The following is a 26,034-nucleotide window of genomic DNA, read 5'->3' as shown; positions in this document are numbered from 1 at the left end:
CCCGCGCAGGCGCTTTTGAAACCAGCGCCGCTGCGATGCAGCCGACTACGCATCGAATGCCCCGTCATTGAGTTGCCGAAGAATGGCATGGCCCGCTTCCGTCAGCGTAGGGGCGTTCCGATCGGAAAGCAAACGTCGGCGGTGAAGATTTCGGCGCGAGTTTGCAGTAAGGGCTCGCCACCCCCAGCCTGGTGTGAGAGTTTGACGGCGCCTATCAAGGTTCCCCAGCAACCAAGTCAATGGAGATCAAGCGCGCTTGAACTGTCCACCAACGAAAAAGCCGATAGCAGCCAAGATCAGCCCCAGGCCCAAGGCCACCCCATAAAGCTTTAGACTACCGTCCAAGTGCCAGCCTTTCAGCGTGCGGGCCGAGGCGATGTTGCCGACTAGCACCAGACTGATAAAGCCCCACATAAAGCCCAGCCCAGCTCCCATCTGCATACGCTTGCGCATGGTGGCCTTGTCAGCTTTTTCCGGTGCGTCCCCTGCTTCGGCAGTCGCTTGTTCCTTGGGTGCAGGCTTGGCGACACTGGCCGGCGGCGTGCCGGATCCGACTCCGGCCGCCATCTGAGCGACGGCGGCTTCTTTGGGAAAGTACTTGGCCAGCGCGGCGTTCACCTCGCCCGGCGTACACAGCACGGTGCGCACCGGCATGCCGATGCGTAAACGCAGCTCCTCTTCGATTTCCGGAATCAACGGATTCGGCGAGGCCATTAGCAGTTCCCCTTTGTCGGCCATCACCGGCACGCAGGAATGCTGCCGCGCGAGCACCGCCGGCACCTTGGGCACCAGTTGCTCGTCGACTCCGACGTCTCCCAGGTCGATATACGGCAGGCCCAAGGATTCGGCATAGGCCATCATTACAGCATCGGCCGGGGCCATTTTTTGCTGCATGACCGCATCGCGGATTTCCAGGTTGATGGCCTTGGCCAGGTTGCGGGCCTTGTCGAGCCCGGCGCTGTCGATGATCTTGCGGCCGATAAGAATCTCTTCGAGCGTGTGCTTGCGCCGTTTGCTCCCTTCGCCGCGACCGAGGGACGCATCGTATTCTCCCTTGCGGCGCGTGTCGGTCAGGCACAGCATGGCCTTGGCCAGTTCGTTGAGCAGATCTTGCGACTGCTGGGCAAAATCTCCGGTGGCGAACTTGCGCACGTGGGAGTTCATCTTGCGGTAGTGCAAGCGAATCTTGGCCGGATCGTCTTCGAATTTGGTCAACCGCAAGAGCTGATAGTGGCTCAGGGGCCGCGTCTCGTCGGTAATGCCCAACCAATCGCGATAAACTTCTAGCTGCTTTGCCATGACAGTCGTCTGTGGATATCTGGAATGCGGCGCGGGTCTTGTCGAAATTCGAGCGGGAAAACTGGCCAACCCTGGACAGCACAAGAGCCCGCCGCCGGGTTGGCAGAAGGCCGAAAAAAGGGGTGATCGATCGCCAGCCACTCGTCCGCGGGACACGAGCTGGTTTCCCGGCATTCCCGCGGGCCGATACGCCACGAGTCTATTCCACGACGTAATCGTTCGCCAGACTCGTATAGGCGTCGACCTGGGTCTCATCCAGTCCGCTCTTGCGCTCGATTTCGATCGTGGCTTCGTGGCCACCTGTCACGTCACGCGCCCGCACGCGGACGCGGCCTGAACCGTCGAAAGCGTAGGTCACTTCGATGGGTGAACCCTGCGGCAGGTTCGGCGGCAAATCGGTGATGCGGCAGTTGCCAATCAACAGGCAGGCGTCGGGATCGGGAGCGTCTCCCTCGATGACTCTTACAGTGACACGTTGCTGAGCGGCGGCGTTGGTCCTGAATGTCTGCTTCGTCTCGGCCGGTAGCCGCGTATTGCGGCGGATCATCAGGTGATTGATCATCTTGCCGGTTCTGGGATGCTTTACGGCCACACCTAGCCCGTGAGAATTGACGTCTTCCTGTTTGATCTGTTGCAGGTACTTGCGTACTTTCTCGCCCAGCTCGCTCTTGTCGCCACGAAATTTGGCTTCCAGGATGGCCGCATGAATTGCCGCTCCCTGCGCCACCGAGGTATGGGGTGAAATGCCCTGGTAAGGTTTTTTGCCGGTCGCCTGCTCGAGCAATTGGGCGACTTTTGGCATCAATGTAGAACCGCCGACAAGCACGACGGCATCCAGTTGGTCGGCCGTCATCTTGGCCTGTTCGAGCACTTGCTCGGTGGTGTCGATCGTGCGTTGCATCAAGTCCGCGGTCATGTCATCGAACTGTTCGCGCGTGATGGTTACGGAGACGCTCTTGCCTTCGTGGCGGCACATGATCGACGTCTGGTTATCTTCCGTGAGCGCAATCTTTGCTTGATCGCAATCGTGCCTCAGCATCTGCATCGTGGCGGGCGACGTGCGGAGATCGATGCCATGCCGCGACTGAAACTCGCGGGCCACGTGTTCGAGTATCCGATCGTTCCAGTCGACGCCCCCTAGCTGCACATCGCCGTCGGTCGCCAGCACCTGAAAATGCGTCGGCGTGTAACGGACAACAGTGACGTCGAATGTACCTCCGCCCAAATCGTACACGAGCGCTTGATGCGGTCGATCGAAGCTGTGCTTGGCGGCGCCCAGTTCACCACGATGCCAGGCGTAGGTCAGCGTGGCCGCCGTCGGCTCGTTGATGATGTCCACCACGTTCAAGCCCGCGATCTTGCCGGCGTCTTGCGTCGCCTTGCGGCGCGAATCGTTGAAATACGCCGGCACCGTGATCACGGCATTGCCGATCGGGCCGATTTGTTTTTCCGCGTCCTGGCGAAGCTTTTTCAGAATCAAGGCCGACAGGAATTCGGGCGTGATCTCGCGACCATCGAAGGTTCTCTTGAACTCGGCGTTGCCCATCTGCCGTTTGACGCGCTCGACGACATGCTCGGGGTCTTCCATCGCCGCACGCATGCGACTGGGCCCGACAATCACATGGCCGCTTTCGGCCAGCAGAATCAAGCTGGGCGTTTCGATCTCCTCGTCCTCATTCAGCAGCGCCACAGGGTTTCCCTGCTCGTCCAGGTGGGCAATGGCCGAAAAGGTCGTTCCTAGATCGATGCCGACGGTCTTACCGGGTTGGAACTCCATAGGAAACGTTGCTTCCGCGTTGGTCGGTGGATGATCGGCTGGCGAGGCGCATTGACCGTCGAGCTGGACGTGGCAAGAAGAGCCTGTTCTCAACGCCCAGCGCAGACCGGCGGCGCTTTTCCCCAGCTCGGAAAAACGATTGTGGGCTGGCCGCGACCGCGAGTCAACGAAGCGTCGCCTGATAGACTCTACGCTCGGTCCGTAGCCCGGGGAAGTGGCAACCTGACACTCCCGCGATCGACGTCCGACGTACCACCGCCACGGGTGGTAAATTGCAGCACGGGTCGGCGAGAGTTTGGAACCCGGCAAGCGCCAATCAATGGCCTGACAACGAACTGCGGATTTTCATTGCAAGTTCCTGGGGGCAGCGGTAGCATTCGCGCTAGGAGCGTCGAGCGACCGGAACCGCGCGACGACCCACGTCTCTGCTCGATTCACGGTTCCGTGAATTCTTCATCAGCCGAAGGAGGGGCCCAGATGTCACGCACTTTCGCGTTAGTGGCAGCGCTTGTGATTGATAACGGAATCGGCGGCGGTGGCATGGCGCGTGCAGGCATCTCCACGCCCGCACCGGCAGCGCCGGACGGGGAATGATTTCCGCGACATCCTTCGTGCCCTGTTGCATAACCCGACAGAATTGTCAGTGGCAATCAGGCACGCCCCTTCACTACGTGCCGATCTTCGGGAGCTGGCACCATGCCTACAAAGCTTCGCATATTCTCCGCGATCACGGGCATTGCCTGGTTGCTCGCGCAGCCTGGCATCGAACCGGCTCATGCGCAACTTGGCCGCGGCGCAACTGACAATTCCGTGGCGCCACCAATCGTTCGACCTATGTCGCGCGTCGATCGCGCAGTCCTGCGCGTCGATCGCGCCACGGCCGTTGAGGAACGCCTTGGACAAGCAATCGAAGAGACCGTCTCGATTGACTTCCACAATACACAGCTGGACGATGCCATTGCACAGCTGTCGACAAGATATGGCGTGCCGATGCAACTCGATAACAAGGGACTTGCGGACGCCGCCGTCGATCAGAAAGCACCGGTAACGCGATCTGTCCGGGGGGTATCCTTGCGCGGGGCCCTCGACCTGATTCTCGAAGAATTCGATCTGACCTGGGTCATCCAAGACGAAGTCGTGAAGATCACGAGCAAGGAAAAGGCCGACGAGATTCTTACGACCAAGATCTACCCCGTCAGCGACCTGATCGGCGTCGGTCACAACTGGGGACCGCTTATGAATTTAATTACGAACACGATTCAACCCGACTCGTGGGACGACAATGGCGGCCCCGGTAGCATTCAGCCGTTTGCGGTGGGTGATCTGCTCGTAATCAGCCAGATGCAGGACGTACACGAGGAGATAGCAGTGTTGCTCGTGATGATTCGCCGCGAGACTGGTACGGCTCCGCGGCCGACACCGCTCAGATTACGCCATGTGTCCTCCACGGCTCATCAAAGTGGGACTGCTCGCCCGTCGTACCGTAACCTTAGTTCGGCAACCGACCATCGACGAGGCCCAATCGAACGCCGCGCGACGACACCAGACGACTCGGACACGGCTTACACCACCAACGCCTCTGGGTTGCAGGTAGTCAGCGGCCTGTATGGCGCAACGTGCCGAGTTCGCACAGAAATCGAGCTGCAATCGCCGCAGTAGCTCGCCAAGAGCCCGTTCGGCCGGCAGCATCGTAGGGGCCAGCAGAAAGATGCCGACTATTCAGCGATGGCTTCTTTGACCGGTTGGACAAAGTGCGGTGTCTTTTGCGAGGCCGTTAGTTCGGCCGCCTTTTTGTCGGCCGATTTCTTCTCGCTGTACTCGAACAGCGCGACCCGCTTGAGCGACTGGTTGAAGACGCCCCAGAAGGCTTTCAGTCGCACGTCCTTGGCGGCTTTGGCACGGCTCTTGCGCTTGGCCGGGGCCTTTTTCGCCGGCTTCGGCGCAGCGGCTTCGGCCGCGTCGTTTTCTTTCCGCAATTCTTTTCGATTTACGAGCTTGCGCGCCATGGCGTTGTTCCCCCCGCTTCAAATGCCAACCGGAAGCTCCCTCAAACGAAGCTTCATTCTTGTATTGTTGTCGGCGGACCAGACCGCAGCGATCGCTGGAGGGCAACCCACGCACCCCCCGCTTCAGATCACCAACGGAGTCCCCCGCGAAAAGCAACCCCAGGCTCGAGCTGCCTAGTTGCAACCTCCCCGCCGACGAGGGGGAGGTTGAATCTAGTCGGCCGACATCATACCCGATTGCCCGATGATCGACCAGCTTGCCAGGCCCTAGATATTGCCTGCGGCTGAGAGTGGTTTCGGAACCTGGCCGTCGCACCATGCGAAAGACTACTTGGCGTCCGCCTGCGGCCGACATGATGCGCGACGTTCTGCATGGTCGCTCGCCACATGTGACCCGGCCCAACACGCTGCTCGCAGAGTCAGTCGAACCACTCGTCGGCCGGGTCAAACTTCGGCGTGCAGATCACCAGCACCGTCATCTGGCCAACAGCGCGGTGCCGACATCCCGGTCGGATAACTACGCACATCCCCGGCCGCACGGGAATCAGCTCCTCGTCGAGCTGCATGCGTGCTGCGGGCGTGCATTCGAGGAAGTAATAGGTCTCGGTAAGCCGCTTGTGATAGTGCAACCGCGCGTCAGCCGAGATCTCGGTGCGATGCACTGTCGCAGGATAGTCCTCCAAATCCACAAAGGCACGGCGTGCCGATCCGCACGGACAGTCGATCGGCGGAATCTGGGTCAAGTCTGCGACCTCGAAGCGGCGGGCAATGGCCGACGACATTTAACGGTGTCCTGTGGGGGAAAATTCAGACCGAACCAACGTGGCCAGCGATCGCCATGTGGATAGCAATTACCAGTTTACGGTAGCGTCAACCCAGCGGCTACGGCGTCAAACCAGGGCCATAAATGCGGCTCTTTAAACCGAGTCCCAGGGCGCTACTATCGTCAAGGTTTGGCTACCTTGCCAGCATAGCAAAGTTTGCGCAGGAAGAGCGTTAAGCCATTTGCTGAAAATTACTTCCGCACTCTCAAGGCGTCTTCTCAGGGCAGCCGATACCCTCACTGTCCCTCACCGAGGAACACCTGCCCGCAAAGGCAAGTCAGGGAGGCATTGAGCAGCCGCCAGTTATACATCGAGCCAAGGAATGGTTCGACGGCCCTCGATGCAAAACGGTTTGAACTGCGGGTTCCGACCCAAGCTGCCCTCCTGCGACCGCCAAGCGTACCCACCGCAATCCGGTTCTACCCCCGACAACAAAGGCAGAACCAACCCACGGATAAGAGCGAGCCACTCGCTCGACTGAAATACGGTGTAGCTCGTGGCGTTCGTCAGTACGGCATGCCCTGCCGCCCTCAGTTCGTTGCAAAGGAGACGTTGGTCGATGAAATGGAACATGCTTTTTGGAGCGCTCGTCGTTAGCGTAGGCTTGTGTAGCCAGAGCTTTGGCTTCGAGCTTCTGGATCGCTTGCTCGGCGCCTCTTCGGGCGGATGCGGCGGCTGCAACAGCTGCTGCGAAGCTTCGTGCTGTGACGCCGAACCGTCCTGCTGTGCCGCTGAGCCCACGTGCTGTGCTGCTGCGCCAACTTGCTGTGCCGCTGAACCGACATGCTGCGAAGCTTCGGCCTGCGACAGCTGCAATAGCTGCAACACCGGCTGCTGCAAGAAAAAGCACTGCGGCCTGTTCGGTGGTTGCCATGGCCTGTTTGGTGGTTGCCATAGCTGCAAGAAGAGCTGCTGCGCCCCGGCTTGCGAGCCGACCTGCTGTGCAGCTCCCGCTTGCGAACCGGCTTGCTGTGCTGCTGAGCCCACCTGCTGCGAGGCTCCGGCCTGCAACAGCTGCAACAGCGGCTGCTGCAAGAAAAAGCACTGCGGCTTGTTCAGTGGCCTGTTCCACTGCAAGAAGTCGTGCTGCAACAGCTGCTCGAGCTGCAACAGCTGCAACAGCTGCTGCGGTGACAACAACGGCTGTGCCGGTGGCTGCAACAGCTGTGGCGGTGGCGCCGCGGCTGATTCGGGCAGCGACGTCCCCCCCGCTCCTCCAGTTGCCGATCAATCGGCTTCGGTGCAGGGCAAGCGTCGGATCGTCCAGACCAGCTCGGTCGCTCGTCGCAACTAAGCCGCATATAATTGGCGGTTGTGTGTGAACCCTGAAGTCTGCCCGGGAGCAATCCCGGGCAGACTTTTTTTGTTGGTGAAGGTCGAATCTGCCATCGCGCGTCGATCCAAGGCGCTTCATACCTGGCGAACACTATCTGAGAATGCTCGCCAATCTGGCGGCAAAATCGGCCAGATCTAAAGCGGTTTTGGATCGTCACGCACACGCGGCACGATCATCTGGTCAGAGGACCGCGATTCCGGTTTAGCCCAAGCCAAAGCTCACTTGTCCGAACAGGCACTCTGGCCTGCCCGGGGGTACGGTGCCACCACGCCGCATGTGCCGAAGTTTTCGAATCGAATGCAGGCCGTTCCGCGCCAGCAGATCGCAAGCAGCATGGTTCGATCGTGGCACGAGCACGCGTAGCGGTTCCGGCGAGGGCAGCGTGCGGGCAACAGCCAGCAGGTCTTCGGCGGTCGCGGCATTCGCGGCCACCCAGGGTCCCAGGACCGTGCGGGCGAACAAGTATCCGGTGACCTGGCCCGTGACGTCTCGGCAGACAAAGGCCCGCTCAGGGAACTCGTTCAGCAGGATTTGCAAGACCTGGCCCCGATCGGCTCCGAACCTCGGTAAATCGAATTCGATGACCTCGACCAGATCGGCATCGGTCATGCGCGCGACACCTAGATTTCGCGTCGCCGTCGACAACGACGAATCCTTCGCGCGAATCGAGTCCGGGCCACGCTGCGAGCCAAGCGTGGACGCGACATTGCTAGCGAGCGAATTGTCTCCTTCGAATTCATAGGCGCTCGAATCGTCGGCAAAGCCGAGCTTTTCGTACAGCACAGCGCCGACGTCCGTGGCATCCAGCAGCACAATCGGGCAGCCGTGATCGTCGAGCCGTGCCAATACGTGCTCCATCAAGCGCCGCGCGATGCCACGACCCTGTTGCGCAGGATCAACGCCCATCAAGGCTATGTAGGCGAACTGGCCGAAGTTGACGGCGCCCACGGTACCGACGACCTGTCCGGCGCGAACAGCGACCAGTTGATTTCCCGGCTGCGCGGCCCCGTTAAGCTGCAGCATTTCCACGAAACTTTGATTGCGCCCAAAGGCCGCTTGCAGGATGCGGTCAGCCACGGGCAAGTCAATCTCGACGAGCGGACGGATCGTGATCGGCATAGGCGCAATTGGCCGCGGAGGGAAATCGAGAAACGTGCGGGTCGCTGACGTGCTGCTTATCGCGCGAAAGACACGGCAGACCGGCAAGCGGTTCACGCGGGAACGTATATGGGGTAGGTCGACGGCAGCCTCAACGCCAGACTCCGATAGTTCTAAGGGGATGGTCGACTCAGAATCAGATGATTGCCGGAGCGTTCTGCGACAATCTCGCCAGGAAGCACTCGCTTTAACCCGTTGCCAGGTGTGACGGGATCTGTCGCGAGAGTGGCCAGCAACTCCCATTGCTCGTAGCCCATGGCCTGCATTGGCCAGCCCTGGATTCGCCAGGCGGCAATCAGCGCCTCGCGGACCAGATAGCGGTGCGCGCAGGTGAGAGGGCCCGTGGCGATCAGCAGTTGCGATTTGTCCGTAGCGGCGACGCATTGCTCCATAAGGGCAGCCGTTTGCGGTTCGAGTGCCGCCTGCGCTCCACCCGCGAGTGCCGCCAGACGCAATAGCGAGTCCACGATCCGCGGGTTGTATTGGGCCGTTAATTGCGGCAGCAAATCGTGGCGTAGTCGATTGCGCGTATAACCCCGATCGACGTTGGAGTCATCCACGCGATAGTCCTGGCCTAGGTCCTGCAGATAGGCCAACACCTCAGCACGCCGCACGGCCAACAATGGTCGCACCAGCGCGATACCGAGTATTAGCTCGCGTGCGTGGGACATTCCTGCCAGACCAGTCAATCCTGTTCCGCGCACAATATGGTGGAGCACGGTTTCGGCCTGATCGTCGGCCGTATGCGCCGTGACTACATAGCGCGCTCCGACTTGTTGGGCGGTAGCTTTCAGAAAGTCGTACCGCGCGGTGCGGGAGTATTCTTCGCTGCTTGATAGGGCATGCGTCCGCTGTACCAGCGAGTCGGAACCGACGTCGACGGCATCCGCGCCGGGCATAGGTCGATGTTCGTCGGCTGCGGAGCGGCTCACAGGCGTCACGCCGCTTTGGGCACGACCAACATGACATTGCCAGCCGAGCTGTTGGGACAATTCGACGACGAAGCGTTCATCGGCGTCGGACCGCTCGCCGCGCAGGGCATGATTATAGTGAGCCACCAGGATCCTGCCGCTGGAGGACGGGCTCAGGGCGGCCACAGCCCGGGCCAGGGCCACGCTATCGGGCCCGCCCGACACGGCCAGCAGGACGGTGACGTCATGCCACCGCGGGCTGGGCCAAGCCTGGGCAAAAGAGTGTTCAAGTTGCCGCATGATTTCTGAGAAGTTGGGGGTGCTGGCAGCGTCTTACCGTGCCTCGGCCGTGGGTCCATCGGTCATGGCATGCTGCCCCGTGCGCGGCACATTCCAAAATGGTTGCAGACTGTTCAGACTCTGTTAGTATTACAAGTCCAGGACCGGCAGCGAGTTCCCGCCATTTGGCCACGGTTTTTATCGTGGTTGTCCGCGGGCCGACATGCCAGCAACCTGCCAAAATGTGATTTCCGCTGGCGAGTTTGTACCGCGGCGGCGGCTCATCCTAGTGAGCGTCTGCCAAGGGAAGTTATAGCGAGTTTGCAACTGGATCTGCCTGACGTGGGAAGAACCAGTCACTCTCGGAGCAGGCCGAAACGATGCACCTACTGATCATTATCTTGCAACAGCTGCTGGGATTGCTCCCGAACGGCGAAGGCAAGAAGGCCCCCCAAGTCGAGTTAGCACGGCCACCTCGTCAGACCCCTCGTGGGACTGACCCCAGCCCGTGCCTTGGCTTTCAGCTTCCGACAGCCGACTGGATGACGATGGTCACCGTGGTTTGCAGTGTTGATGCGCGATTTTGGCGGCATAGCGTGCCGCCACCGGGGAAGGTGCGCTGGTCGAGCGGTCGATCAGCGATCGAACCCCCTAACGATCGTCGCTGAAAAACGCTGGTCGGTTCTTCTTCGCATTAGCGCCTATCTGGTTCTCGCCAGCCGTAGACGGTCGTCATCGACCGCTTCTTGGCGCGCTTCCCCTTGGCCGGCCTTGCGCCTGAGCCAATCTTCGGGCCAATCGTCGTGCGCGTGATCGGTCACGCCTCGCGGCGTTCATTTTTTGCTGAGGGGGAGTTCAACGTGGATTCGTCTACTGCTTTGCTTGTGCTAGTCACCGCGGGTGGCGCCGCGATCATGACCTTGGTGGCGGTCAAGCTACTGGATTACCTTCGCCACACGGACGCGGAGAAACGCGCGGCCGAGATCATCGAGCGTGCCAATCGCGACGTCGAAAACCGCCGCAAAGAGGCCGAGCTCGAGGCCAAGGAATTGGCCATTCACACCAAGGCCGAAGGGGAAAAAGAACTGAGCATCGTGCGCCAGGAACTGCACGAACGCGATCGCATGCTCGACAAGCGACAAGACACGCTCGACCAACAGACCGACCAACTGCGCAAGCAGGAAAAAATGGTCGAGGGCAACCAACGCAAACTGGCCGAACGCATCGAGGAGACGAACCGCCGAAATGAGGAACTAGGCAAAGTGCTCGACCTGCAGCGCCAGACATTGCACCAGGTTTCGGGGCTTTCCAAAGAGGAGGCCACCCGGCGCTTGCTCGAGCGGCTCGATAGCGAGCTGCAGCACGAGTCCGGGGCGCTGATCATGAAGCATGAGCGGCACATGGCCGAAGTCTGCGAGGAGAAATCTCGCGACATCATGATCACCGCATTGCAGCGCTATGCCGCGGCACATACGGCCGAGACCACTACCAGCACCGTCGACATCCCCAACGACGATATGAAGGGACGCATCATCGGTCGCGAGGGACGCAACATCCGCGCCTTCGAGAAAGCGACGGGCGTGGACGTCATTATCGATGACACGCCGGGCGTGGTGATCGTCAGCGGCTTCGACATGGTGCGCCGCGAGGTGGCCCGCATCTCGCTTAGCAAGCTGATCGCCGACGGACGGATCCATCCCACGCGGATCGAGGAAATCGTCGCCGAGACGCAGACCGAGCTGGAAAAGCACCTGCAGCAGCTCGGCGAGGAGGCGGCTCAAGAGGCCGACGTTCCGGGCTTGCACCCCAAGATCATCCATCTGCTGGGGCGGCTCCGATTTCGCACCAGCTACAGCCAGAACGTGCTGCGGCATTCGATCGAAGTGGCGTTCTTGACGGGCATGATGGCCGAGGAAATCGGCCTAGACGGCCGGTTGGCGCGGCGCTGCGGCCTGTTGCACGACATCGGCAAGGCGGCGGATCACGAAGCCGAGGGGGGGCATCCCAAGATCGGCGCCGACATCCTCAAGCGTCACAATGAACGGCCCGAGGTCGTACATGCCGCTCTAGGTCATCACGACGATCTGCGGATCGACAATCCTTATACCGTGTTGGTGGCGGCGGCCGATGCCTGCAGCGCATCGCGCCCAGGTGCCCGTCGGGAAACGCTCGAACGGTACATCAAGCGTATGGAAGAGCTGGAAACGATTGCCTGCGGTTTCCCGGGGGTCGATCACGCCTTCGCCATTCAAGCGGGACGCGAGTTGCGCGTGCTGGCCAGCGCCAAGGACACTACCGACGACTCGGCAGCCAAGATCTGCCACGACATCGCCAAGGCGTTTGAGGAGCAGCTGACATATCCCGGCGAAATCAAGGTAACCGTACTACGCGAATCGCGATTCACCGAAGTGGCACGTTAGCATCCAAGGATTTTCGGCCGTGCGCATTCTGCTAATCGGAGATGTCGTCGGAAAGCCTGGGCGCAGCATCATTGTGCAGGCGCTGCCGGGACTTATCATTCGCGAAGGCCTCGATTTCGTCGTGGCGAACGGCGAGAACGCGGCCGGCGGGTCGGGCATAACGCCCGCCATTTATCGCGAGTTGATCCGGGCCGGCGTGGATTGCATCACGCTGGGCGACCACATCTATCGGCGGCAGGAAATTGCGCCGTTGTTGGACCAGGAATCGAACATCGTCAAGCCGGCCAACTATCCGGCCGAGGCGGCGGGCCACGAGTTTGCCGTCGTCAAAGCGCGCAATGGTGTCGAAGTGGCTGTGTTCAGCTTGCTGGGGCGCGTCTTCATGCGTCCGGTCGATTGTCCGTTCACCGCGGCCGATCGCGTGTTGTCTCACTTGCCAGAGACGGTCAAGGTGGTGGTGCTCGATTGCCACGCCGAGGCCACTAGCGACAAGCAGCTGTTGGGGCGCTATTTGGACGGTCGCGTGTCGGCGGTGTTGGGCACGCATACCCACGTGCCAACGGCTGACGAGCAAATCCTCCCCGGCGGGACGGCCTTTCAGTGCGATGTCGGCATGACGGGCCCGTATGAAAGCATTCTTGGACGGCGCATCGACCGCGTGCTGGAGACGACACGCACGTTTTTGCCTACGCATTTTGAGGTCGCCTCGGGCGACCCGCGGCTATGCGGCTCGATTGTGGACGTCGACGAGTCGACTGGCCGGGCGAGCGGCATTCGCCGGGTATGCATTGCGGCGGCCGAGGCAGTCAAGCTTGGGCAACTCGCGCAGAATCCGGCCGCGCAGACCAACTAGTTCGGGCCCAGGCAACCACTGGTCCTGGGAGCTATGCTAACGATGCTTTACGTGCGCAGCTGGTGATCCGCCCGCCGCGTGGGCTCTGCCGGTCTGCCTGCCATAGCAACTCCCCGAGAACGATGTTAGGGCACGGGACCACTGGCTTACTGGGCCAGGGCTCTGCTACCGTGGCGACAGCGGTTAATCGGTATTGCGGCCCAAGTGGTGCCCCGCTATTCTCCCTCGCCTTTCCCGTTATCGTGAATACGAGTGTTTTCTCGAATTCCTGTCAGCTTTCGTTCCGCCGGCGTCTGTTGCTCGGCGCGTGCGGAGCAGGTCTAGCTGGGTTGCTTGTGGTGGCAGCCAGCTTGCACCCGAATCCGGCAGGTTTGGGGACACACGAACAGCTGGGGTTGCCCCCCTGCACCTTTCGATCGCTATTCGGCATTCGCTGTCCGTCCTGTGGAATGACGACGTCGTGGTCGCACGCGACTCATGGCCACTGGCGCCAGGCTCTGGCGGCAAACGTTGGTGGCACGCTGCTGGCCGTCGTGGCGGTGGTGGTGGCAACGGTGTGCGTGATCTCCGCAGTTCGTGGCAGATGGTTAGTGAAAATTCCCAACGATTGGGTATGGGCCACCGGCGCGCTGGCGCTGGCGGCAATAACGCTTTTGGATTGGGCAATTCGGCTAGCGACCGGCTGACGTTAAATCGTGGCCGCAAAGGCAAGCTGAAACCGTACCGAACGAGGTAGAACGATGGACCGCTCGACTCGTCGTTGGCAATTTCGGCAAATTGTCGCCTGGCTCATGATTGTGGCGCTCGCGCCGCTGCAAACCGGCTGCGTCAACGCCCTGGCGACGGCCGCCTGGCTGGTCAAAGGCAATGATGTCGACGCCGATTGGAATGGGCTACGGAACAAACGCGTGGCGGTCGTCTGCCGGCCCCTTGTCGAGCTGCAATATTCCACAGGCACGCGCAGTGCACAGGAGCTGGCCGTTCAAGTCGGCCGCTTGATGTCGCAGCGCGTGCGTAAGATATCGATCGTCGATCCGCGCGAGGTCGCCGAATGGACCGACGAAAACGACTGGGATGATTTTGCCGAAGTCGGCAAGGCGCTCAAAGCCGATATGGTCGTAGGCATCGACGTCGAAGAATTCAGCCTCTACCAGAGCCAGACGCTGTATCAAGGCAAGGCCCGGCTGTCGGTCACCGTGTACGACGTGGCCGATGGCGGCAAGACCGTCTACAACAAGTCCATTCCGCGTGTTGTCTATCCACCGAATCGTGGCGTAGACACATCGCTGCCCGAGGATGACTTCCGTCGCCGCTTTGTGGCGCACCTGGCAGACATCGTAGGACGGCACTTCTACTCGCACGACGGACAAGCCGACGTGGCGCTCGACGCCCAGGGCTTCCACGACGAGTAACATCCGGCCCTATACGTTGGCGCCCCCTTGCGCTGATTTCGCGGTGGCTTGCGTGTCTGCTTGTGTCGTGGGAAAATTCGCCCGATCAATCGCCTGTGCGCGACATGGCTGCGTACTGTGGTCGCGGGGCGCCGCCGGTTTTCCCGCCAGGAGTGACGCATGCAACTCGGCTTTGTTACCGCCATCCTTCCTGACCTGAGCCTCGCCGAAGTTCTGCAGTTTGCCGCCGCAGAACGCTTCGACTGCGTCGAGGTGATGTGCTGGCCCGTCGGCAAGGCAGAACGCAAGTTCGCCGGTGTCACGCACATCGACGTCGGAGATTTCTCGCAAGCCGCGGCCGACGACGTGCAGGCCTTGGCGGCCAAACAGGGAGTCAGCCTATCTGGGCTGGGCTATTACCCGAACATTCTCTCGGGCGACGCCGAAGAGGCGCAGGTGGCGACCGACCATCTGAAAAAAGTCATTCGTGCGGCCCGGCTGCTCGGTCTGAAGAATGTCAACACCTTCATCGGTGCCGACCATCGCCGCAATGCCGACGATAACTTCGCGCTGTTCGTCAACGTGTGGCCCGATCTGATCCGCTTTGCCGAAGATCACGATATGAAAATCGGCATCGAGAACTGCCCAATGTTGTTTAGCTGGGACGAATGGCCGGCGGGCAAGAACATGGCTTACTCGCCCGCCGTCTGGCGGCGGATGTTCGAGAAGATTCCGTCGAGCCATTTTGGACTGAACTATGATCCTTCGCACATGATCCTGCAGATGATGGATTATCTGCGACCGATTTACGATTTCCGCGACCGGCTGTTCCACACGCACGCCAAGGATATGAAGCTCGACCGCCAGAAGCTTGACGACCGAGGGATCTTGGGCCTCGGCTGGAGCACGCCGAAAATCCCCGGTCTGGGGTCGATCGACTGGGCGGCCTGGATCTCGGCCCTGACCGACGTCGGCTATCAAGGGCCCATCTGCATCGAAGTCGAGGACGACTCATTCCGCGACACGATGGAAGCGCGCAAGCACTCGCTGCGCATTTCGCGTAACGTACTGCGGCCATTGATTGGCTGATGGTGCCGCGCTTACGCGGTTGGCGAACGCGCGCTAAAGTCCGCGGATTCGGCCTGGGCTTGTCGCAAGCGAGCCAAAAACTCTGCGCGAGGAATCGTGCTGGCCCCCAGGCTTTCGGTGTGCGGCGTCAGCTGTTGGATATCGAGCAGTTGGAAGCCTTGGCTGCGCAGTCGGTCGACCAGCGCCACAAGCGCAACCTTGGACGCGTCACGCACCTGGTAGAACATCGATTCTGCCGCAAAGTACGCTCCCAGCGACAAGCCGTACACGCCGCCGGCCAAGATGCCCTGGTCCCAAGCTTCGACACTGTGTGCCACACCGAGATCGTGCAGGGCCACATAGGCAGTTTGCATCTGGGGCGTAATCCAAGTGCCGTGCGGACGTTCTTGCGAATTTGCGCAGCCGTGGATCACGCCGCGAAAGTCACGATCGAAGGTGACCTGAAACCGACCGGCACGGCACGTGCGCAGTAAGCGGCGCGACGGATGAAATCGATCAAACTCGATCACCGCGCGCGGGTCGGGCGACCACCAGGCCAGCAGGCCGTCCGACAATGGCCACGGAAAGATCCCGTGCTGGTATGCATCCAGCAACCACGAGGTATTGAGCTCTCCGCCCACGCCGATCAGGCCCGCCGCGTCCGCCTGCTCGACAGGCGGAAAGAACTGCGGCGTTCGACTCACGCTAGCGCGGCTCGAGACTCGGACCATCTCGCACTGCACGGTCTGTAGGTAAAGCCTGGGGAACTCGCGGTCCCCTCGGCGCTCTTATAACAGAGGCACGTCGAGCGAACAAGCAATTCGTGCGCGACGGTGCGACGCGTTTGCTGCACATGCCTCGCAGTTCAACTATAATGAGAACTAGCTACCAGCCACGACACCGTTGCGGAAACGAGGGGACGATGCAGGACTTCGACTACAATCGTCCCCCTTCACCGCCGCCTCCGCCGCCGCGCCGACCTTTGGCGCTGTTTTTCTTGCTGGCACTGCTGGTCGTTGTAGCGGCGCTTCCGTACCTGGTCGAACGCGTTCAATACGCCGCGGCGCGGGGCAAAATGCGGGCGCGAGCGGACGTCGCCAGCGAGGAATTGGCAAAGCTCTCGACCACCGCTGGGCTGGTGACGCTCGCCGACACATCGCGCGTGTTCAGCCTTGTCGCGCAGAAGGTCGAACTCTGTGTCGTTCACATCGACGTCGAACAGCTTGCCGGCAGCGGCCAGGACGAAATGGTCTTCAGGCTGCCGGGGCGCCGGCAACAGATGTTGCAGGGTCAGGGATCGGGCTTTGTCGTCGATTCCGCCGGTTACATTCTGACCAACCGCCATGTTGTGGAAAATGCCACGGCGATTCAGGTCAACCTGGCCGACGGCCGCACGATCAAGGAGGTTTCGCTGGTCGGCGACGACGAACTCACGGATTTGGCCGTGCTCAAGATCAATGCCCCCGATCTGACGAGCGTCGTGTGGGGAAAAAGCGAAGACCTGGACGTGGGGGACTGGGTGCTGGCCATCGGTAACCCCTACGGCCTGGACCGTACGGTGACCTGCGGCATCGTCAGCGCCACGCAACGTCGCAAGATCGCGCCGGCCAACTCCTATCAGGACTTTTTGCAAACCGATGCCGCGGTGAATCCCGGCAACAGCGGCGGACCGTTGGTCAACATGGTGGGCCAGGTGGTGGGCGTCAACACCGCGATCGTGGGCCGCTCGTACCAGGGGATCAGTTTCTCGATCCCCAGCGAGACCGCCCGGCACAGTTATGAACAAATTATCAAGAACGGTCGTGTTCCGCGTGGCTGGCTCGGTGTGCGCTTTCAAGAATTGAACGAACAGATCGTGCAGAACATGGGATTGCCGAGCGAGCACGGCGCACTGGTGGCCGAGGTGCTGGCCAATTCGCCGGCCAGTGCCGCCGGCGTAGAAGCGGGAGACGTGATCGTGGAGTGGAATGGGCGCGCCGTCGTGGACGCAACCGATTTGGTGCTGGCCGTCGCCGCTTCCGATGTGGGCTCGACGGCCAAGGTCATTGTGTGGCGTAACGGCGCCAAGCAGACCATCGAAGTGAAAGTGGGGCAGAGACCAGACAACCTCCGCGGGCGGCGTTAACGACGTCATGCCGCGTTCGCCAGTGCGCTGGCACAGCGTGATAGCACGTGGCGCGCCGCGGAAATGTGTCGTATAAAATTGCGTAATTGCCGATGAAAACCGTGCATTCGCAGCTACCCGAGTCTTAGCTTGACCCCTATTTTTATGAGGGCTATAATCCCCGCCGCTTTTGACCCAGAGACGTTAGCACGAGTGAACTGCAAGGCGGCACTCCCCGACATTTGGTGCCGCGCGTTTTTCTGTTCACAGCCTTGAGTCCCGCGCTTCTCGATCCACGCGTCACGGCGATTGCCGTGCGCTGATTTTTCTCTATGAGCGCGCGCGGGTAACGGATTGTTTCTCCTCGTTGCCGCGGAGTTGCCGGTGTCTTCCGGATCATCCTTCGAGATCAAGGAACAGGTCAAACGGGCGATTAACATCGTCGACCTGATCGGCGATTATCTACAGTTGCGCCGCGAAGGACGCAACTACAAGGCACTCTGCCCCTGGCACGACGATTCGCGTCCGAGCTTGCAGGTCAATCCCGAGCGGCAATCGTTCAAATGCTATCCCTGCGATATTGGCGGCGACATTTTCAGCTTCGTCATGAAGATGGAGAACCTGAGCTTTCCCGAAGCGCTTGCGCTACTGGCCGAGCGCGCCGGGATTCAGCTCGTCGTGTCAGGCAGAGGAAATCGCGCTGGCGAGGATAAGCAGCTGCTGCACCAGGCCATGGCCTGGGCCGAAGACCAGTATCACCAGTTCCTCGTCAAGTCGCCGGCTGCGGCTCCGGCGCGTCAGTACCTGACTGAGCGGGGCCTGACCGAAGAAACGGTACGCAGCTTTCATTTGGGATTTGCGCCCCCCGAATGGGAATGGATCGTCGCGCAGGCTCGTGGGACCCGCTTTACACCGCAAGTTTTGGAAACAATCGGTCTGTTGGTGCGACGGCAGAGCGGCCCAGGGCACTATGACCGGTTTCGCGGCCGCGTGTTGTTTTCGATTCGCGATGGTCAGGGGCGTCCTGTCGGTTTTGGCGGGCGCATCATGCCCAACGCCGGCGACCAACCGGCCGCGGCGACCGCCAAATACATCAACTCGCCCGAGACACCACTGTATTCGAAGAGCAATTTGCTCTACGGGCTGGACGTGGCACGAGATGCCATTGCCAAGCAGCAGACCGCGGTCGTGATGGAGGGGTATACCGATTGCCTGATCGCGCAGCAATCCGGCATCTCAAATGCCGTGGCCGTTTTGGGGGTCGCGCTCGGTGAACGGCATCTGCGTCTGTTGCGGCGTTACGCCGATCGGGTAATCCTGGTGCTCGACGGCGACGAAGCAGGTCGCAAGCGGACCGACCAACTGCTGGAAATGTTCATCGCCGAACCGATCGATTTGCGTGTTTTGACATTGCCCGACAACTTGGATCCATGCGATTTTCTGCTCACCCGCGGAGCGCCAGCCTTCCAGGAGCTGCTGGCTGGCTCGGCGGATGCACTCGAGCACAAATTCCAGGCGGCGACCGGCTCGCTAGCGGCCAATGCCGGTGTACATGACGCGAATCGGGCCTTGGAGGAGGTGTTGGGTACGCTGGCCAAGGCGCCACGTCTTCCCGCGGCCACGGCCGGCGCCGCGCGGCTCAAAGAAGAACAGATCTTGAATCGATTGGCCGTGAAATTCGGCATTGCCGAAGAACGGGTGCGGGATCGGTTGACTTCTATGCGGAAGACATCGGGAGAGCGCCCGATCGGAAAAACCCAGGCGCCGACGAAGCCTACGCCCGTGCTGGATTCTTGGGAACGAGAATTGCTAGAGGTCGCACTACTGGTTCCTGAGTGTTTGACCCGCATGCGCGAGGAAATTTCGACCGAACAGTTGACATCGCCGGCGGCCCGCGCGATTCTGACAAGATGCTACGAGTTGGTCGGTACGAGCACATCCTTATTCGACCGGCTGCTCGTGGAGTTTGAAGAGCCCGAGCTGAAGAGTCTGCTCGTCGATCTCGACGAGCGTGGGCGAGCCAAGGGGGGGACCGATGGGTCCGCCAAGCTGGAACAGATCTTAGCGCGTTATAAGGGAAAACTCGACGATGCGGAGCAACGTCGACAAACCTCGGTGCTGGCGCAGCGCCGTGTGGATGGACAGGCAGCAGTAGAGATTTTGCAACAGATCATTGAGCGTGAGCGAAGTCGTCAAGGTATTTCCGTGCCCACGGATGGGTAGAGGATGCATTGACGCCTGATCGATGTGGCTGGCCAGATGTGACCCTTGCTTCGGCCAGACAGCGGAGATCATAATCGTTGTCCAAGACGCGCATGACACAGGCGCGGGAGGATGTCAGGTGGATCACTCGGATATCGACCTCGAAGAATTGGTTGCGTTGGGTAAAGCCCAGGGCTATTTGACCTACGATCAGGTCAATGAGTACCTGCCCGACGAGGCCGTCAACCCCGACAAGCTCGACAGCCTTTTGGTGGCGTTGGACGATTTGGGGATCTCGCTGTGCAACGAGGCGCCCGACCTGGATGTGGCCGAACCGGTCGGCGAGTCGAGCGACAACGTCAGCACGCACGAAGTCACAGTTCGTTTCGACGAGGACGCTCCGCCCAAGGAGTCTGTACGTGTCGTGTCGATGGACGACACGTCGCGTTGGAACGAAGATCCCGTGCGGATGTACTTGACCCAGATGGCGGAAATTCCTCTGCTCACCCGCGAGCAGGAGATCGCTCTGGCCAAGAAAATCGAAGTGACCCGCAAGCGATTTCGCCGCACGGTGTTGGGCTGCGATTACGCCATGCAAGCCACGATCAACACGCTGTCGTGCGTACATGACGGCAGCCTGCCGTTCGATCGCACGATCAAGGTCTCGCTGACCGAGCGATTGACCAAAGAGCAGATCATGGCGCGGATGCCCCATAATCTGAAGACCCTCAACCATCTGCTGTCGGAGAACCGGCGCGATTTCCGGCAGATCATCAGTCGCAAGGTAGCCCGCGACGAGCGCATCGCCGCCCGTCGGCGCTTCTTGTCGCGGCGCCATAAGGCGCTGACGCTGGTCGAGGAATTGAGTCTGCGCACTCGCCGCGTGCAGCCGCTGCTCAACCAGCTTTCCGAGATCGCCCGTCGCATGGGCGAGTTGCAGGGCCGTATCACGCGGTTAGATGGCCTGGGCTCGGCCAAGGACGAGCGGGCCAACCTGCGTAAAGAACTGCGAGATCTGATGCTGATCACGCTCGAGGGCCCGGCCAGCCTGCGGAAGCGTTGCATGCTGATGCGCGAGCAATTCCGCGATTACGAGAATGCCAAACGCGAGTTGTCCGGCGGAAACTTGCGATTGGTCGTGTCGATCGCCAAAAAGTACCGCAATCGCGGGCTCAGCTTTCTGGACCTGATCCAGGAAGGGAATACCGGTCTGATGCGGGCCGTGGATAAGTACGAGTATCGCCGCGGTTACAAGTTTTCGACGTATGCCACCTGGTGGATCCGTCAAGCGATCACCCGCGCCATCGCCGATCAGGCCCGCACGATTCGCATTCCTGTGCATATGATCGACGTATTGTCGCGGCTGCGCAATGTGTCGAAGCGGCTGGTGCAGGAGCTAGGGCGCGAGCCGACGACCGAAGAGACCGCCCGCGCGGCCGACATCAGCGTCGAGGAAACCCGCCGGGTGCTCAATATCGGCCGCCACCCGATCAGCCTGGATCGGCCGGTGGGCGAGAGCGAGGATAGCTCGTTTGGGGAGTTCATCGAGGATAATGCCTCGCAAAGCCCGCTGACGACCGCCGCGCAGAGCATGCTGCGGGACCGCATCGAGAACCTGCTCAAGACGCTCACCTATCGCGAGCGCGAGATCATTCGGCTGCGATATGGACTTGGCGACGGTTACACCTATACTTTGGAAGAGGTGGGGCGGATCTTCAAAGTGACGAGGGAACGGGTGAGACAGATCGAAGCCAAAGCTGTCCGCAAGCTACAGCATCCGGTCAGGAGTAAGCAGCTCGAAGGATTCCTTGAGGGAATCGCGAGTTGAGAGGAGAATCCAACCGCTGGCCGATTTCGGCCAGCGGTTTTTTCATTACATGAGTAAAACTGATTCCAATCAGGACGGGGAAAATCGGGCTATGCCAGCGACGACCAACGTACTTCGCGACTTGCACCGCATTCATCAGCAGCTAGGCGATCTACGAGATCGAATGGATCGCGGCCCCAAGCAGATCAAGGCCCGCGAAGCGAACGTGGTGCGGCTCGAAGCCGAGCTGACCCAGTCCAAGGCGAATTCCAAAACCGCCCGCGTAGCGGCCGATCAGAAGCAGCTATTGCTGAAGACCGGCGAAGGCAAGATCGGCGACCTGAAGGCCAAGTTGAATCAGGCCGCCAGCAATCGCGAATACCAGGCTTTCCGCGATCAGATCGCCGCCGATCAGATGGCCAACAGCGTCCTGGCCGACGAGATTCTCGAGATGTTCGAACGCATCGACGAGATGGGAACCGCCACCGCCGAAGCGGAGCAGAAGCTCGCCAAGGCCAAGGAAGAGTTGACCAAGATCACTCAGCAGGTCGCCGAGCAGCACGATCGGCTGGTCGACGATCTCCATCGGTTGGAAGGCGAGGTCAAAGAGGCCGAGGCGATCCTGCCGGACGACTTTCGCGACGCCTATCATCGCATCGTCAAAAGCAAGGGATCGGACGCGATGGCACAGGTCGAAAACGGCACCTGCACGGGCTGCTATCAACAAATCACGCAGAACATGCACAACGCCCTGCTGATGGGCAGAATCGTCTTTTGCCAGGGTTCCTGCGGTCGCTTGCTGTATCTGCCCGAGGATCGTTCACCGGGATCGGCCTCGTAGCTGCCAGCATCGTCTGCGTCCAGCCAATGCTGTGGGTTGGGCACAGGCGCTGATTGGCGCCAGCCGAGGACCGTGGGAAGATCGTCAGAGCCGGCCTGATCCCACTTTACACGTGAGCCGGGCGCGCGCAGAATAAAACTCTTGATTGCGGCTTCCGGCTTGGGGAGGCCGCTTTTTTCGTGTTAGGAGTCATTCGCTCCACACGAGTCTGGGGCGATAACGTCGGCGACCGGGCGTGGCGTATCGGTCGTCCATACCGCGAGTTTCCTTTTGTCCAGGTGATACAAGCCATGTCCGACATCATTCCCATGAGCCGTGCCGGCTACGACAAGATCAAGGCCGAAATGACCCATATGGAATCGGTCGAGATGCCCAAGATTGCCCAACGGATCGCCTCGGCCCGTAGCGAGGGGGATCTCAGCGAGAACGCCGAATACCACGGCGCGCGGGAAACGCAAGCCATGATGCAGGCCAAGATCAACCTGTTGCGCGACAAGCTGAGCCGCTCGCGGATTGTCGATACGGCGACGTTGCCCAAGGACGAAGTCGTGTTTGGGTCGACCGTGGTGGTCAAGGACCTGGACTTTGGTGACAACGAAGAATTCACCCTGGTCGGCGCCGGTGACGAGGATTACGACAACGGCAAAATCCAGATCACCAGCCCCTTGGCCCAAGGACTAGTGGGGCACAAAGTCGGCGACAAGGTCGAGATCCAAGTTCCCCGCGGCAAGATGAAATTCGAGATTCTGGAAATTCGCCCCGCCGTCGACTGAGCGCAAACGTGCTACGGCATGTGTGGCAGCGTCTTTGCGAAGCGCGCTAGAGGGGATGGCCCGGCCCTTTATGTACGTGCCAGCGCCGTGGCGATTCGCTGATGCAACTCGGCGACATCGAGGCCGCGAACCAGAAATTGCTTCTGGCGAGATGTGGCGCCGGCCAGCAATTCTACCTGCGCACGGCTGAGCAAGAGTGCCTCGCAGAGTACATCCGCCACGGCCTGAGTGGCCTTTCCTTTTTCCGGAGCCGTCGTCACGCTGACCTTGAGCATTCCGTTGTGCGCGCCGCAAACGGCCGTACGCCTCGCTCCGGGCTGTGCCCGCACCGGCAAGATCGTTCCTTCGGCGTGCGGTCGCAGGTCGATCATTGCGACTCGCCTTCGACGAGCGCCGAACCGACGCGAACGATCGTGGCCCCTTCTTCGATCGCGATCTCGTAGTCGCCGCTCATGCCCATCGACAGCTCGTCTAAAGTAATCGCTGTCGGACATTCGCCGCGCAGCCGGTCGCGCAATTCGCGGAGGCGACGGAAATCGGCGCGGGTTGCGGCCGGGTCATCAGGCCGGCCGGCCATCGCCATCAACCCGCGCACGTCGATCTGGCCGAGTGTTGCCAGATGGGCCAACGCGTCGGCCACTTCGGCCGCGGCGAAGCCATGCTTGGCCGGGTCGTCAGAGATGTTCACTTCGAGCAGCACGGGGATCGGCGGGATTCCTTGTACCGCGGCAGACTGATCGATGGCGTCAGCCAACCGCAGGCTATCGCAGGAATGCACCAGCGCCACCGCAGGCAGCGTCCGCGCGACTTTGTTGCGCTGCAAATGCCCGATCATATGCCAATGAATTGCCTGTGGGGCGAAAGCAATGGCGCGCTGCCACAGCTGCTGAGGCCGGCTTTCGCCTAGGTCGTGGCAACCCGCCTCGACGAGCGCGGCGATCGTCGCGTCGTCAGCGTACTTGGTCACAGCGACCAGGGCGACGGCGTCGGCCGTGCGGCCGCTGCGTGTCGCGGCCGCGGCGATTCTCTCGCGTACCTTGGCGACATCTTCGGCGATTCGGCGTGCATCAACCATGGTGTTACCAGTGGAGCGCACCGGACCGCGAGGCAAACTGCCCAGCCTATTCGATTTCGACCAATGGCTCGATCACGCCGGTGGTATTGAATCGGGCCACGAGAAACTCTGAAACCAGATTCTGCCCGAGAACGGTGCGATTGCCGCGTTCGCCCAGTGAGCGGTAGATCAGCCACTGCTTGTTGCGCACTTGCACGCGATAACCAACGGCCAGGTCTGCGGGCAGCGTCCGGCGCGTTTCGGCGACGGTCAATTGTCGCCAGGTCGCTGGCCGGACCAGTCGCTGAGGATCGAGATCGAGAAACAGTGGTGCGTACATTCTCGACCCCGTGGTCGCACGCCGCAGCGCCAACCCGCCGTCGACGGCTTCGAGACCGCCGGGGCATGGTTCGGCGCGCCACTCAGGCAGTGCCAGTGGAAAGACAAGGGCCCGCGCTTTGCGTCCCACCAGGTAGCCCTCGCGCGACTCGGTAGCGGCGTCGAACGTGATCTCGGAACTCAGCGGCAGGACACTACGATATTCCAGCGACGCGCTCTCGTCGCCTAATATCGCGTCGGCCAGGAACAAGAAGCGATCTTCGCGAGCGAGCACCATTTGCCGCTGCACGCGTATGTTGTTTGGAAGCGCGAGCTCAAGTTCCAGATAGTCGGCATCCTCGGTCGATGTCCAGCAGACTTCGTCCCATTCGGCATCGGGTTCCGGCACCAGCGGTACACCATTGCGACGGATTTCACATGTCCAGACACCCGACCAGAGCACGTCTCGCCCACAGGCCAACTCGGTTCGCAAATCGTTACCGTGGCGCGTGACGGCCAGCCGCTCGCGGCTGCGCGACCAATTCGGCCGCAACACGGTCACGCCGGCAGATTCGTTGTTGGCAGCCGGCGCAGGGAGCGCTTTGACCGCGACACCGGACGGGCCGCTTTGCCCAGGAATCGCCTGGCGGGCCATCGCGCGGTCGGCACGATCAGCCCCCACAAACACGGCCGCGAACAGCTCGCGATCGGCTGGCTCGGAGCGGGCGGGGGAGAGCATCGCCGTGCCGTCGCGCCGCAAGAGACGCACGACTTGGCGCGCGAACGCCGCGTAGCGGGTCTCGGCAGCGTCATCCCAGTTAGACTTCTTCAGGCAGCGGGCAATCGCACGCGCGCGGGCCCAGGTGGCCAAGAGGGGCAGTACGTGCGCCATGGTCTGGGCTGAGGGCATTCCGTCGGCAGTGATCGCAGGCTCAATATCCGCAAACACGCCACGCGCGCCCTCGCGTGCCAGGCGGCGCGTTTGCGAGATTTCCGGAAACAAATAGGCCATCGTCAGCGGTAGCTCGGCGGCAAGCCACTGTCGCGACAGCAACTCAACATTGCTGTCGGTGGGGCTGGCGCTGTTCTCGGCGGCACTTAGTAGAATCTCGAACAAATGCCACCAGGCTCCGGCCGGCAATAGCCCACTCAGCGCCGGCAGCGCCCGGCACCAAGCTAGGCATTCCAATCCAAAGCTACTACTGCGGCGGTGCAGTGCCTCGCTGCTCCAGCGGTGGGCAAGGTCAGCCGGGCCAATTGCCGTTTTCCAGGCTTTGTTCCGCGTGCTGCGGTCGAGTGCTGTGAGCATCTCCTGCGTGGCCAGCGAGCCGTGGGATGCCGTGGGAAAACTATCGGCGCGCATCCCCCACAAGAGCGACGGCCCTTTACTGGGCAACAATGCGGTCAATGGGCATGGCTCGCGACGCTGCGTCAGGTGGGCCGTCCAGATTGCCCAGCCTGCGCTTTGATCGTCCCAGTTGTCGGCACGCGCCACGGTCTTGGGAGCTGTTCGGTGCCATTGCGGACGAAAGGTCGCGCTGTTGCCGTTGCGATTGCCCCAATCACGAAGCGGCAAAGTCCTAGATGTGATAGTAGCCATCAGTGGCCAAATT

At 61.0% G+C, this 26,034-nt stretch carries 23 protein-coding genes; 12 read left to right on the top strand and 11 right to left on the bottom strand.

The annotated features are described in order from the left end of the window. Positions 1-246: 246 nt before the first annotated feature. Together VGG64_09155 and VGG64_09150 are read right to left on the bottom strand one after the other, a co-directional pair. Positions 247-1,299 (bottom strand): hypothetical protein, encoded by a 1,053-nt coding sequence (locus VGG64_09155; protein ID HEY1599757.1) that lies wholly within the window; start codon positions 1,297-1,299, stop codon positions 247-249. Between the two features lie 199 nt (positions 1,300-1,498). After that, a complete protein-coding gene (locus VGG64_09150) occupies positions 1,499-3,076 on the bottom strand; it encodes an Hsp70 family protein (protein HEY1599756.1) in 1,578 nt (525 codons plus the stop codon). A gap of 696 nt (positions 3,077-3,772) precedes the next feature. On the opposite strand from VGG64_09150, the gene VGG64_09145 reads away from it, so the two are divergent. After that, positions 3,773-4,735, top strand: coding sequence for a hypothetical protein (locus VGG64_09145; GenBank protein ID HEY1599755.1), 963 nt, complete (start codon positions 3,773-3,775; stop codon positions 4,733-4,735). Between the two features lie 56 nt (positions 4,736-4,791). On the opposite strand, the gene VGG64_09140 is transcribed toward VGG64_09145, so the two are convergent. From VGG64_09140 to tilS, 5 genes are all read right to left on the bottom strand, one after another. Next, a complete protein-coding gene (locus VGG64_09140; GenBank protein HEY1599754.1) occupies positions 4,792-5,082 on the bottom strand; it encodes a hypothetical protein in 291 nt (96 codons plus the stop codon). Between the two features lie 419 nt (positions 5,083-5,501). Further along, positions 5,502-5,864 carry a cupin domain-containing protein gene (locus VGG64_09135; GenBank protein ID HEY1599753.1) on the bottom strand — a complete coding sequence of 121 codons (363 nt, stop codon included), beginning with the start codon at positions 5,862-5,864 and terminating at the stop codon, positions 5,502-5,504. 345 nt (positions 5,865-6,209) lie between these two features. Then, positions 6,210-7,046 (bottom strand): hypothetical protein, encoded by an 837-nt coding sequence (locus tag VGG64_09130; GenBank protein ID HEY1599752.1) that lies wholly within the window; start codon positions 7,044-7,046, stop codon positions 6,210-6,212. 397 nt (positions 7,047-7,443) lie between these two features. After that, positions 7,444-8,361 carry a GNAT family N-acetyltransferase gene (locus tag VGG64_09125; GenBank protein HEY1599751.1) on the bottom strand — a complete coding sequence of 306 codons (918 nt, stop codon included), beginning with the start codon at positions 8,359-8,361 and terminating at the stop codon, positions 7,444-7,446. A 152-nt stretch (positions 8,362-8,513) separates the two neighbouring features. Beyond that, on the bottom strand, positions 8,514-9,611 hold the full coding sequence (gene tilS / locus VGG64_09120; protein HEY1599750.1) for a tRNA lysidine(34) synthetase TilS: 1,098 nt from the start codon (positions 9,609-9,611) through the stop codon (positions 8,514-8,516). Positions 9,612-9,970: 359 nt separating this feature from the next. On the opposite strand from tilS, the gene VGG64_09115 reads away from it, so the two are divergent. The 6 genes from VGG64_09115 to VGG64_09090 all read left to right on the top strand — a co-directional run bounded on the left by VGG64_09115 (position 9,971) and on the right by VGG64_09090 (position 15,343). After that, on the top strand, positions 9,971-10,258 hold the full coding sequence (locus VGG64_09115; GenBank protein ID HEY1599749.1) for a hypothetical protein: 288 nt from the start codon (positions 9,971-9,973) through the stop codon (positions 10,256-10,258). Between the two features lie 192 nt (positions 10,259-10,450). After that, the gene (gene rny / locus VGG64_09110) at positions 10,451-12,010 is read left to right on the top strand and encodes a ribonuclease Y (GenBank protein HEY1599748.1); all 1,560 of its coding nucleotides are present in this window, start codon (positions 10,451-10,453) and stop codon (positions 12,008-12,010) included. Positions 12,011-12,029: 19 nt separating this feature from the next. Further along, positions 12,030-12,863, top strand: a complete 834-nt coding sequence (locus VGG64_09105; GenBank protein ID HEY1599747.1) for a TIGR00282 family metallophosphoesterase — start codon at positions 12,030-12,032, stop codon at positions 12,861-12,863. A 242-nt stretch (positions 12,864-13,105) separates the two neighbouring features. Further along, a complete protein-coding gene (locus VGG64_09100; GenBank protein HEY1599746.1) occupies positions 13,106-13,549 on the top strand; it encodes a DUF2752 domain-containing protein in 444 nt (147 codons plus the stop codon). 54 nt (positions 13,550-13,603) lie between these two features. Further along, positions 13,604-14,275 carry a hypothetical protein gene (locus tag VGG64_09095; protein ID HEY1599745.1) on the top strand — a complete coding sequence of 224 codons (672 nt, stop codon included), beginning with the start codon at positions 13,604-13,606 and terminating at the stop codon, positions 14,273-14,275. A gap of 159 nt (positions 14,276-14,434) precedes the next feature. Then, a complete protein-coding gene (locus VGG64_09090; GenBank protein HEY1599744.1) occupies positions 14,435-15,343 on the top strand; it encodes a sugar phosphate isomerase/epimerase family protein in 909 nt (302 codons plus the stop codon). Between the two features lie 11 nt (positions 15,344-15,354). On the opposite strand, the gene aat is transcribed toward VGG64_09090, so the two are convergent. Beyond that, positions 15,355-16,026, bottom strand: a complete 672-nt coding sequence (gene aat / locus VGG64_09085; protein HEY1599743.1) for a leucyl/phenylalanyl-tRNA--protein transferase — start codon at positions 16,024-16,026, stop codon at positions 15,355-15,357. A gap of 218 nt (positions 16,027-16,244) precedes the next feature. Here aat and VGG64_09080 point away from each other — a divergent pair, with 218 nt between their 5' ends. From VGG64_09080 to greA, 5 genes are all read left to right on the top strand, one after another. Next, positions 16,245-17,447, top strand: coding sequence for a trypsin-like peptidase domain-containing protein (locus tag VGG64_09080; GenBank protein HEY1599742.1), 1,203 nt, complete (start codon positions 16,245-16,247; stop codon positions 17,445-17,447). A gap of 363 nt (positions 17,448-17,810) precedes the next feature. Beyond that, a complete protein-coding gene (gene dnaG, locus VGG64_09075) occupies positions 17,811-19,649 on the top strand; it encodes a DNA primase (protein ID HEY1599741.1) in 1,839 nt (612 codons plus the stop codon). A 118-nt stretch (positions 19,650-19,767) separates the two neighbouring features. Further along, on the top strand, positions 19,768-21,456 hold the full coding sequence (gene rpoD, locus VGG64_09070; GenBank protein ID HEY1599740.1) for an RNA polymerase sigma factor RpoD: 1,689 nt from the start codon (positions 19,768-19,770) through the stop codon (positions 21,454-21,456). Between the two features lie 91 nt (positions 21,457-21,547). Next, positions 21,548-22,276: a phospholipase gene (locus VGG64_09065; protein ID HEY1599739.1), complete on the top strand. Its 729-nt coding sequence runs from the start codon at positions 21,548-21,550 to the stop codon at positions 22,274-22,276. 290 nt (positions 22,277-22,566) lie between these two features. Next, a complete protein-coding gene (gene greA / locus VGG64_09060) occupies positions 22,567-23,049 on the top strand; it encodes a transcription elongation factor GreA (protein ID HEY1599738.1) in 483 nt (160 codons plus the stop codon). A 68-nt stretch (positions 23,050-23,117) separates the two neighbouring features. Here greA and VGG64_09055 read toward each other — a convergent pair whose 3' ends face one another. The 3 genes from VGG64_09055 to VGG64_09045 are packed head-to-tail and all read right to left on the bottom strand — an operon-like array spanning position 23,118 to position 26,021. Continuing rightward, entirely contained in the window at positions 23,118-23,420 is a 303-nt protein-coding gene (locus tag VGG64_09055; GenBank protein ID HEY1599737.1) for a DUF167 domain-containing protein, read from the bottom strand. Then, the gene (locus VGG64_09050) at positions 23,417-24,124 is read right to left on the bottom strand and encodes a YggS family pyridoxal phosphate-dependent enzyme (GenBank protein HEY1599736.1); all 708 of its coding nucleotides are present in this window, start codon (positions 24,122-24,124) and stop codon (positions 23,417-23,419) included. Before VGG64_09050 ends, VGG64_09055 begins: the two co-directional genes overlap by 4 nt. 46 nt (positions 24,125-24,170) lie before the next feature. Further along, positions 24,171-26,021: a hypothetical protein gene (locus VGG64_09045; protein HEY1599735.1), complete on the bottom strand. Its 1,851-nt coding sequence runs from the start codon at positions 26,019-26,021 to the stop codon at positions 24,171-24,173. Positions 26,022-26,034 lie beyond the last annotated feature (13 nt).

This window comes from Pirellulales bacterium (assembly GCA_036490175.1).
GTDB lineage: Bacteria > Planctomycetota > Planctomycetia > Pirellulales > JACPPG01 > JACPPG01.
The sequence above is the reverse complement of the archived record's forward strand: the minus strand, read 5'-3'. Positions and strand labels throughout refer to the sequence as shown.

Excerpts from the sequence above, each read along its gene's own strand:
- VGG64_09155 (HEY1599757.1), bottom strand. The coding sequence starts at position 1,299 with ATGGCAAAGCAGCTAGAAGTTTATCGCGATTGGTTGGGCATTACCGAC.
- VGG64_09150 (HEY1599756.1), bottom strand. The coding sequence starts at position 3,076 with ATGGAGTTCCAACCCGGTAAGACCGTCGGCATCGATCTAGGAACGACC.
- VGG64_09145 (HEY1599755.1), top strand. The coding sequence starts at position 3,773 with ATGCCTACAAAGCTTCGCATATTCTCCGCGATCACGGGCATTGCCTGG.
- VGG64_09140 (HEY1599754.1), bottom strand. The coding sequence starts at position 5,082 with ATGGCGCGCAAGCTCGTAAATCGAAAAGAATTGCGGAAAGAAAACGAC.
- VGG64_09135 (HEY1599753.1), bottom strand. The coding sequence starts at position 5,864 with ATGTCGTCGGCCATTGCCCGCCGCTTCGAGGTCGCAGACTTGACCCAG.
- VGG64_09125 (HEY1599751.1), bottom strand. The coding sequence starts at position 8,361 with ATGCCGATCACGATCCGTCCGCTCGTCGAGATTGACTTGCCCGTGGCT.
- tilS (HEY1599750.1), bottom strand. The coding sequence starts at position 9,611 with ATGCGGCAACTTGAACACTCTTTTGCCCAGGCTTGGCCCAGCCCGCGG.
- VGG64_09115 (HEY1599749.1), top strand. The coding sequence starts at position 9,971 with ATGCACCTACTGATCATTATCTTGCAACAGCTGCTGGGATTGCTCCCG.
- VGG64_09095 (HEY1599745.1), top strand. The coding sequence starts at position 13,604 with ATGGACCGCTCGACTCGTCGTTGGCAATTTCGGCAAATTGTCGCCTGG.
- VGG64_09090 (HEY1599744.1), top strand. The coding sequence starts at position 14,435 with ATGCAACTCGGCTTTGTTACCGCCATCCTTCCTGACCTGAGCCTCGCC.
- VGG64_09080 (HEY1599742.1), top strand. The coding sequence starts at position 16,245 with ATGCAGGACTTCGACTACAATCGTCCCCCTTCACCGCCGCCTCCGCCG.
- VGG64_09065 (HEY1599739.1), top strand. The coding sequence starts at position 21,548 with ATGCCAGCGACGACCAACGTACTTCGCGACTTGCACCGCATTCATCAG.
- greA (HEY1599738.1), top strand. The coding sequence starts at position 22,567 with ATGTCCGACATCATTCCCATGAGCCGTGCCGGCTACGACAAGATCAAG.
- VGG64_09055 (HEY1599737.1), bottom strand. The coding sequence starts at position 23,420 with ATGATCGACCTGCGACCGCACGCCGAAGGAACGATCTTGCCGGTGCGG.
- VGG64_09050 (HEY1599736.1), bottom strand. The coding sequence starts at position 24,124 with ATGGTTGATGCACGCCGAATCGCCGAAGATGTCGCCAAGGTACGCGAG.
- VGG64_09045 (HEY1599735.1), bottom strand. The coding sequence starts at position 26,021 with ATGGCTACTATCACATCTAGGACTTTGCCGCTTCGTGATTGGGGCAAT.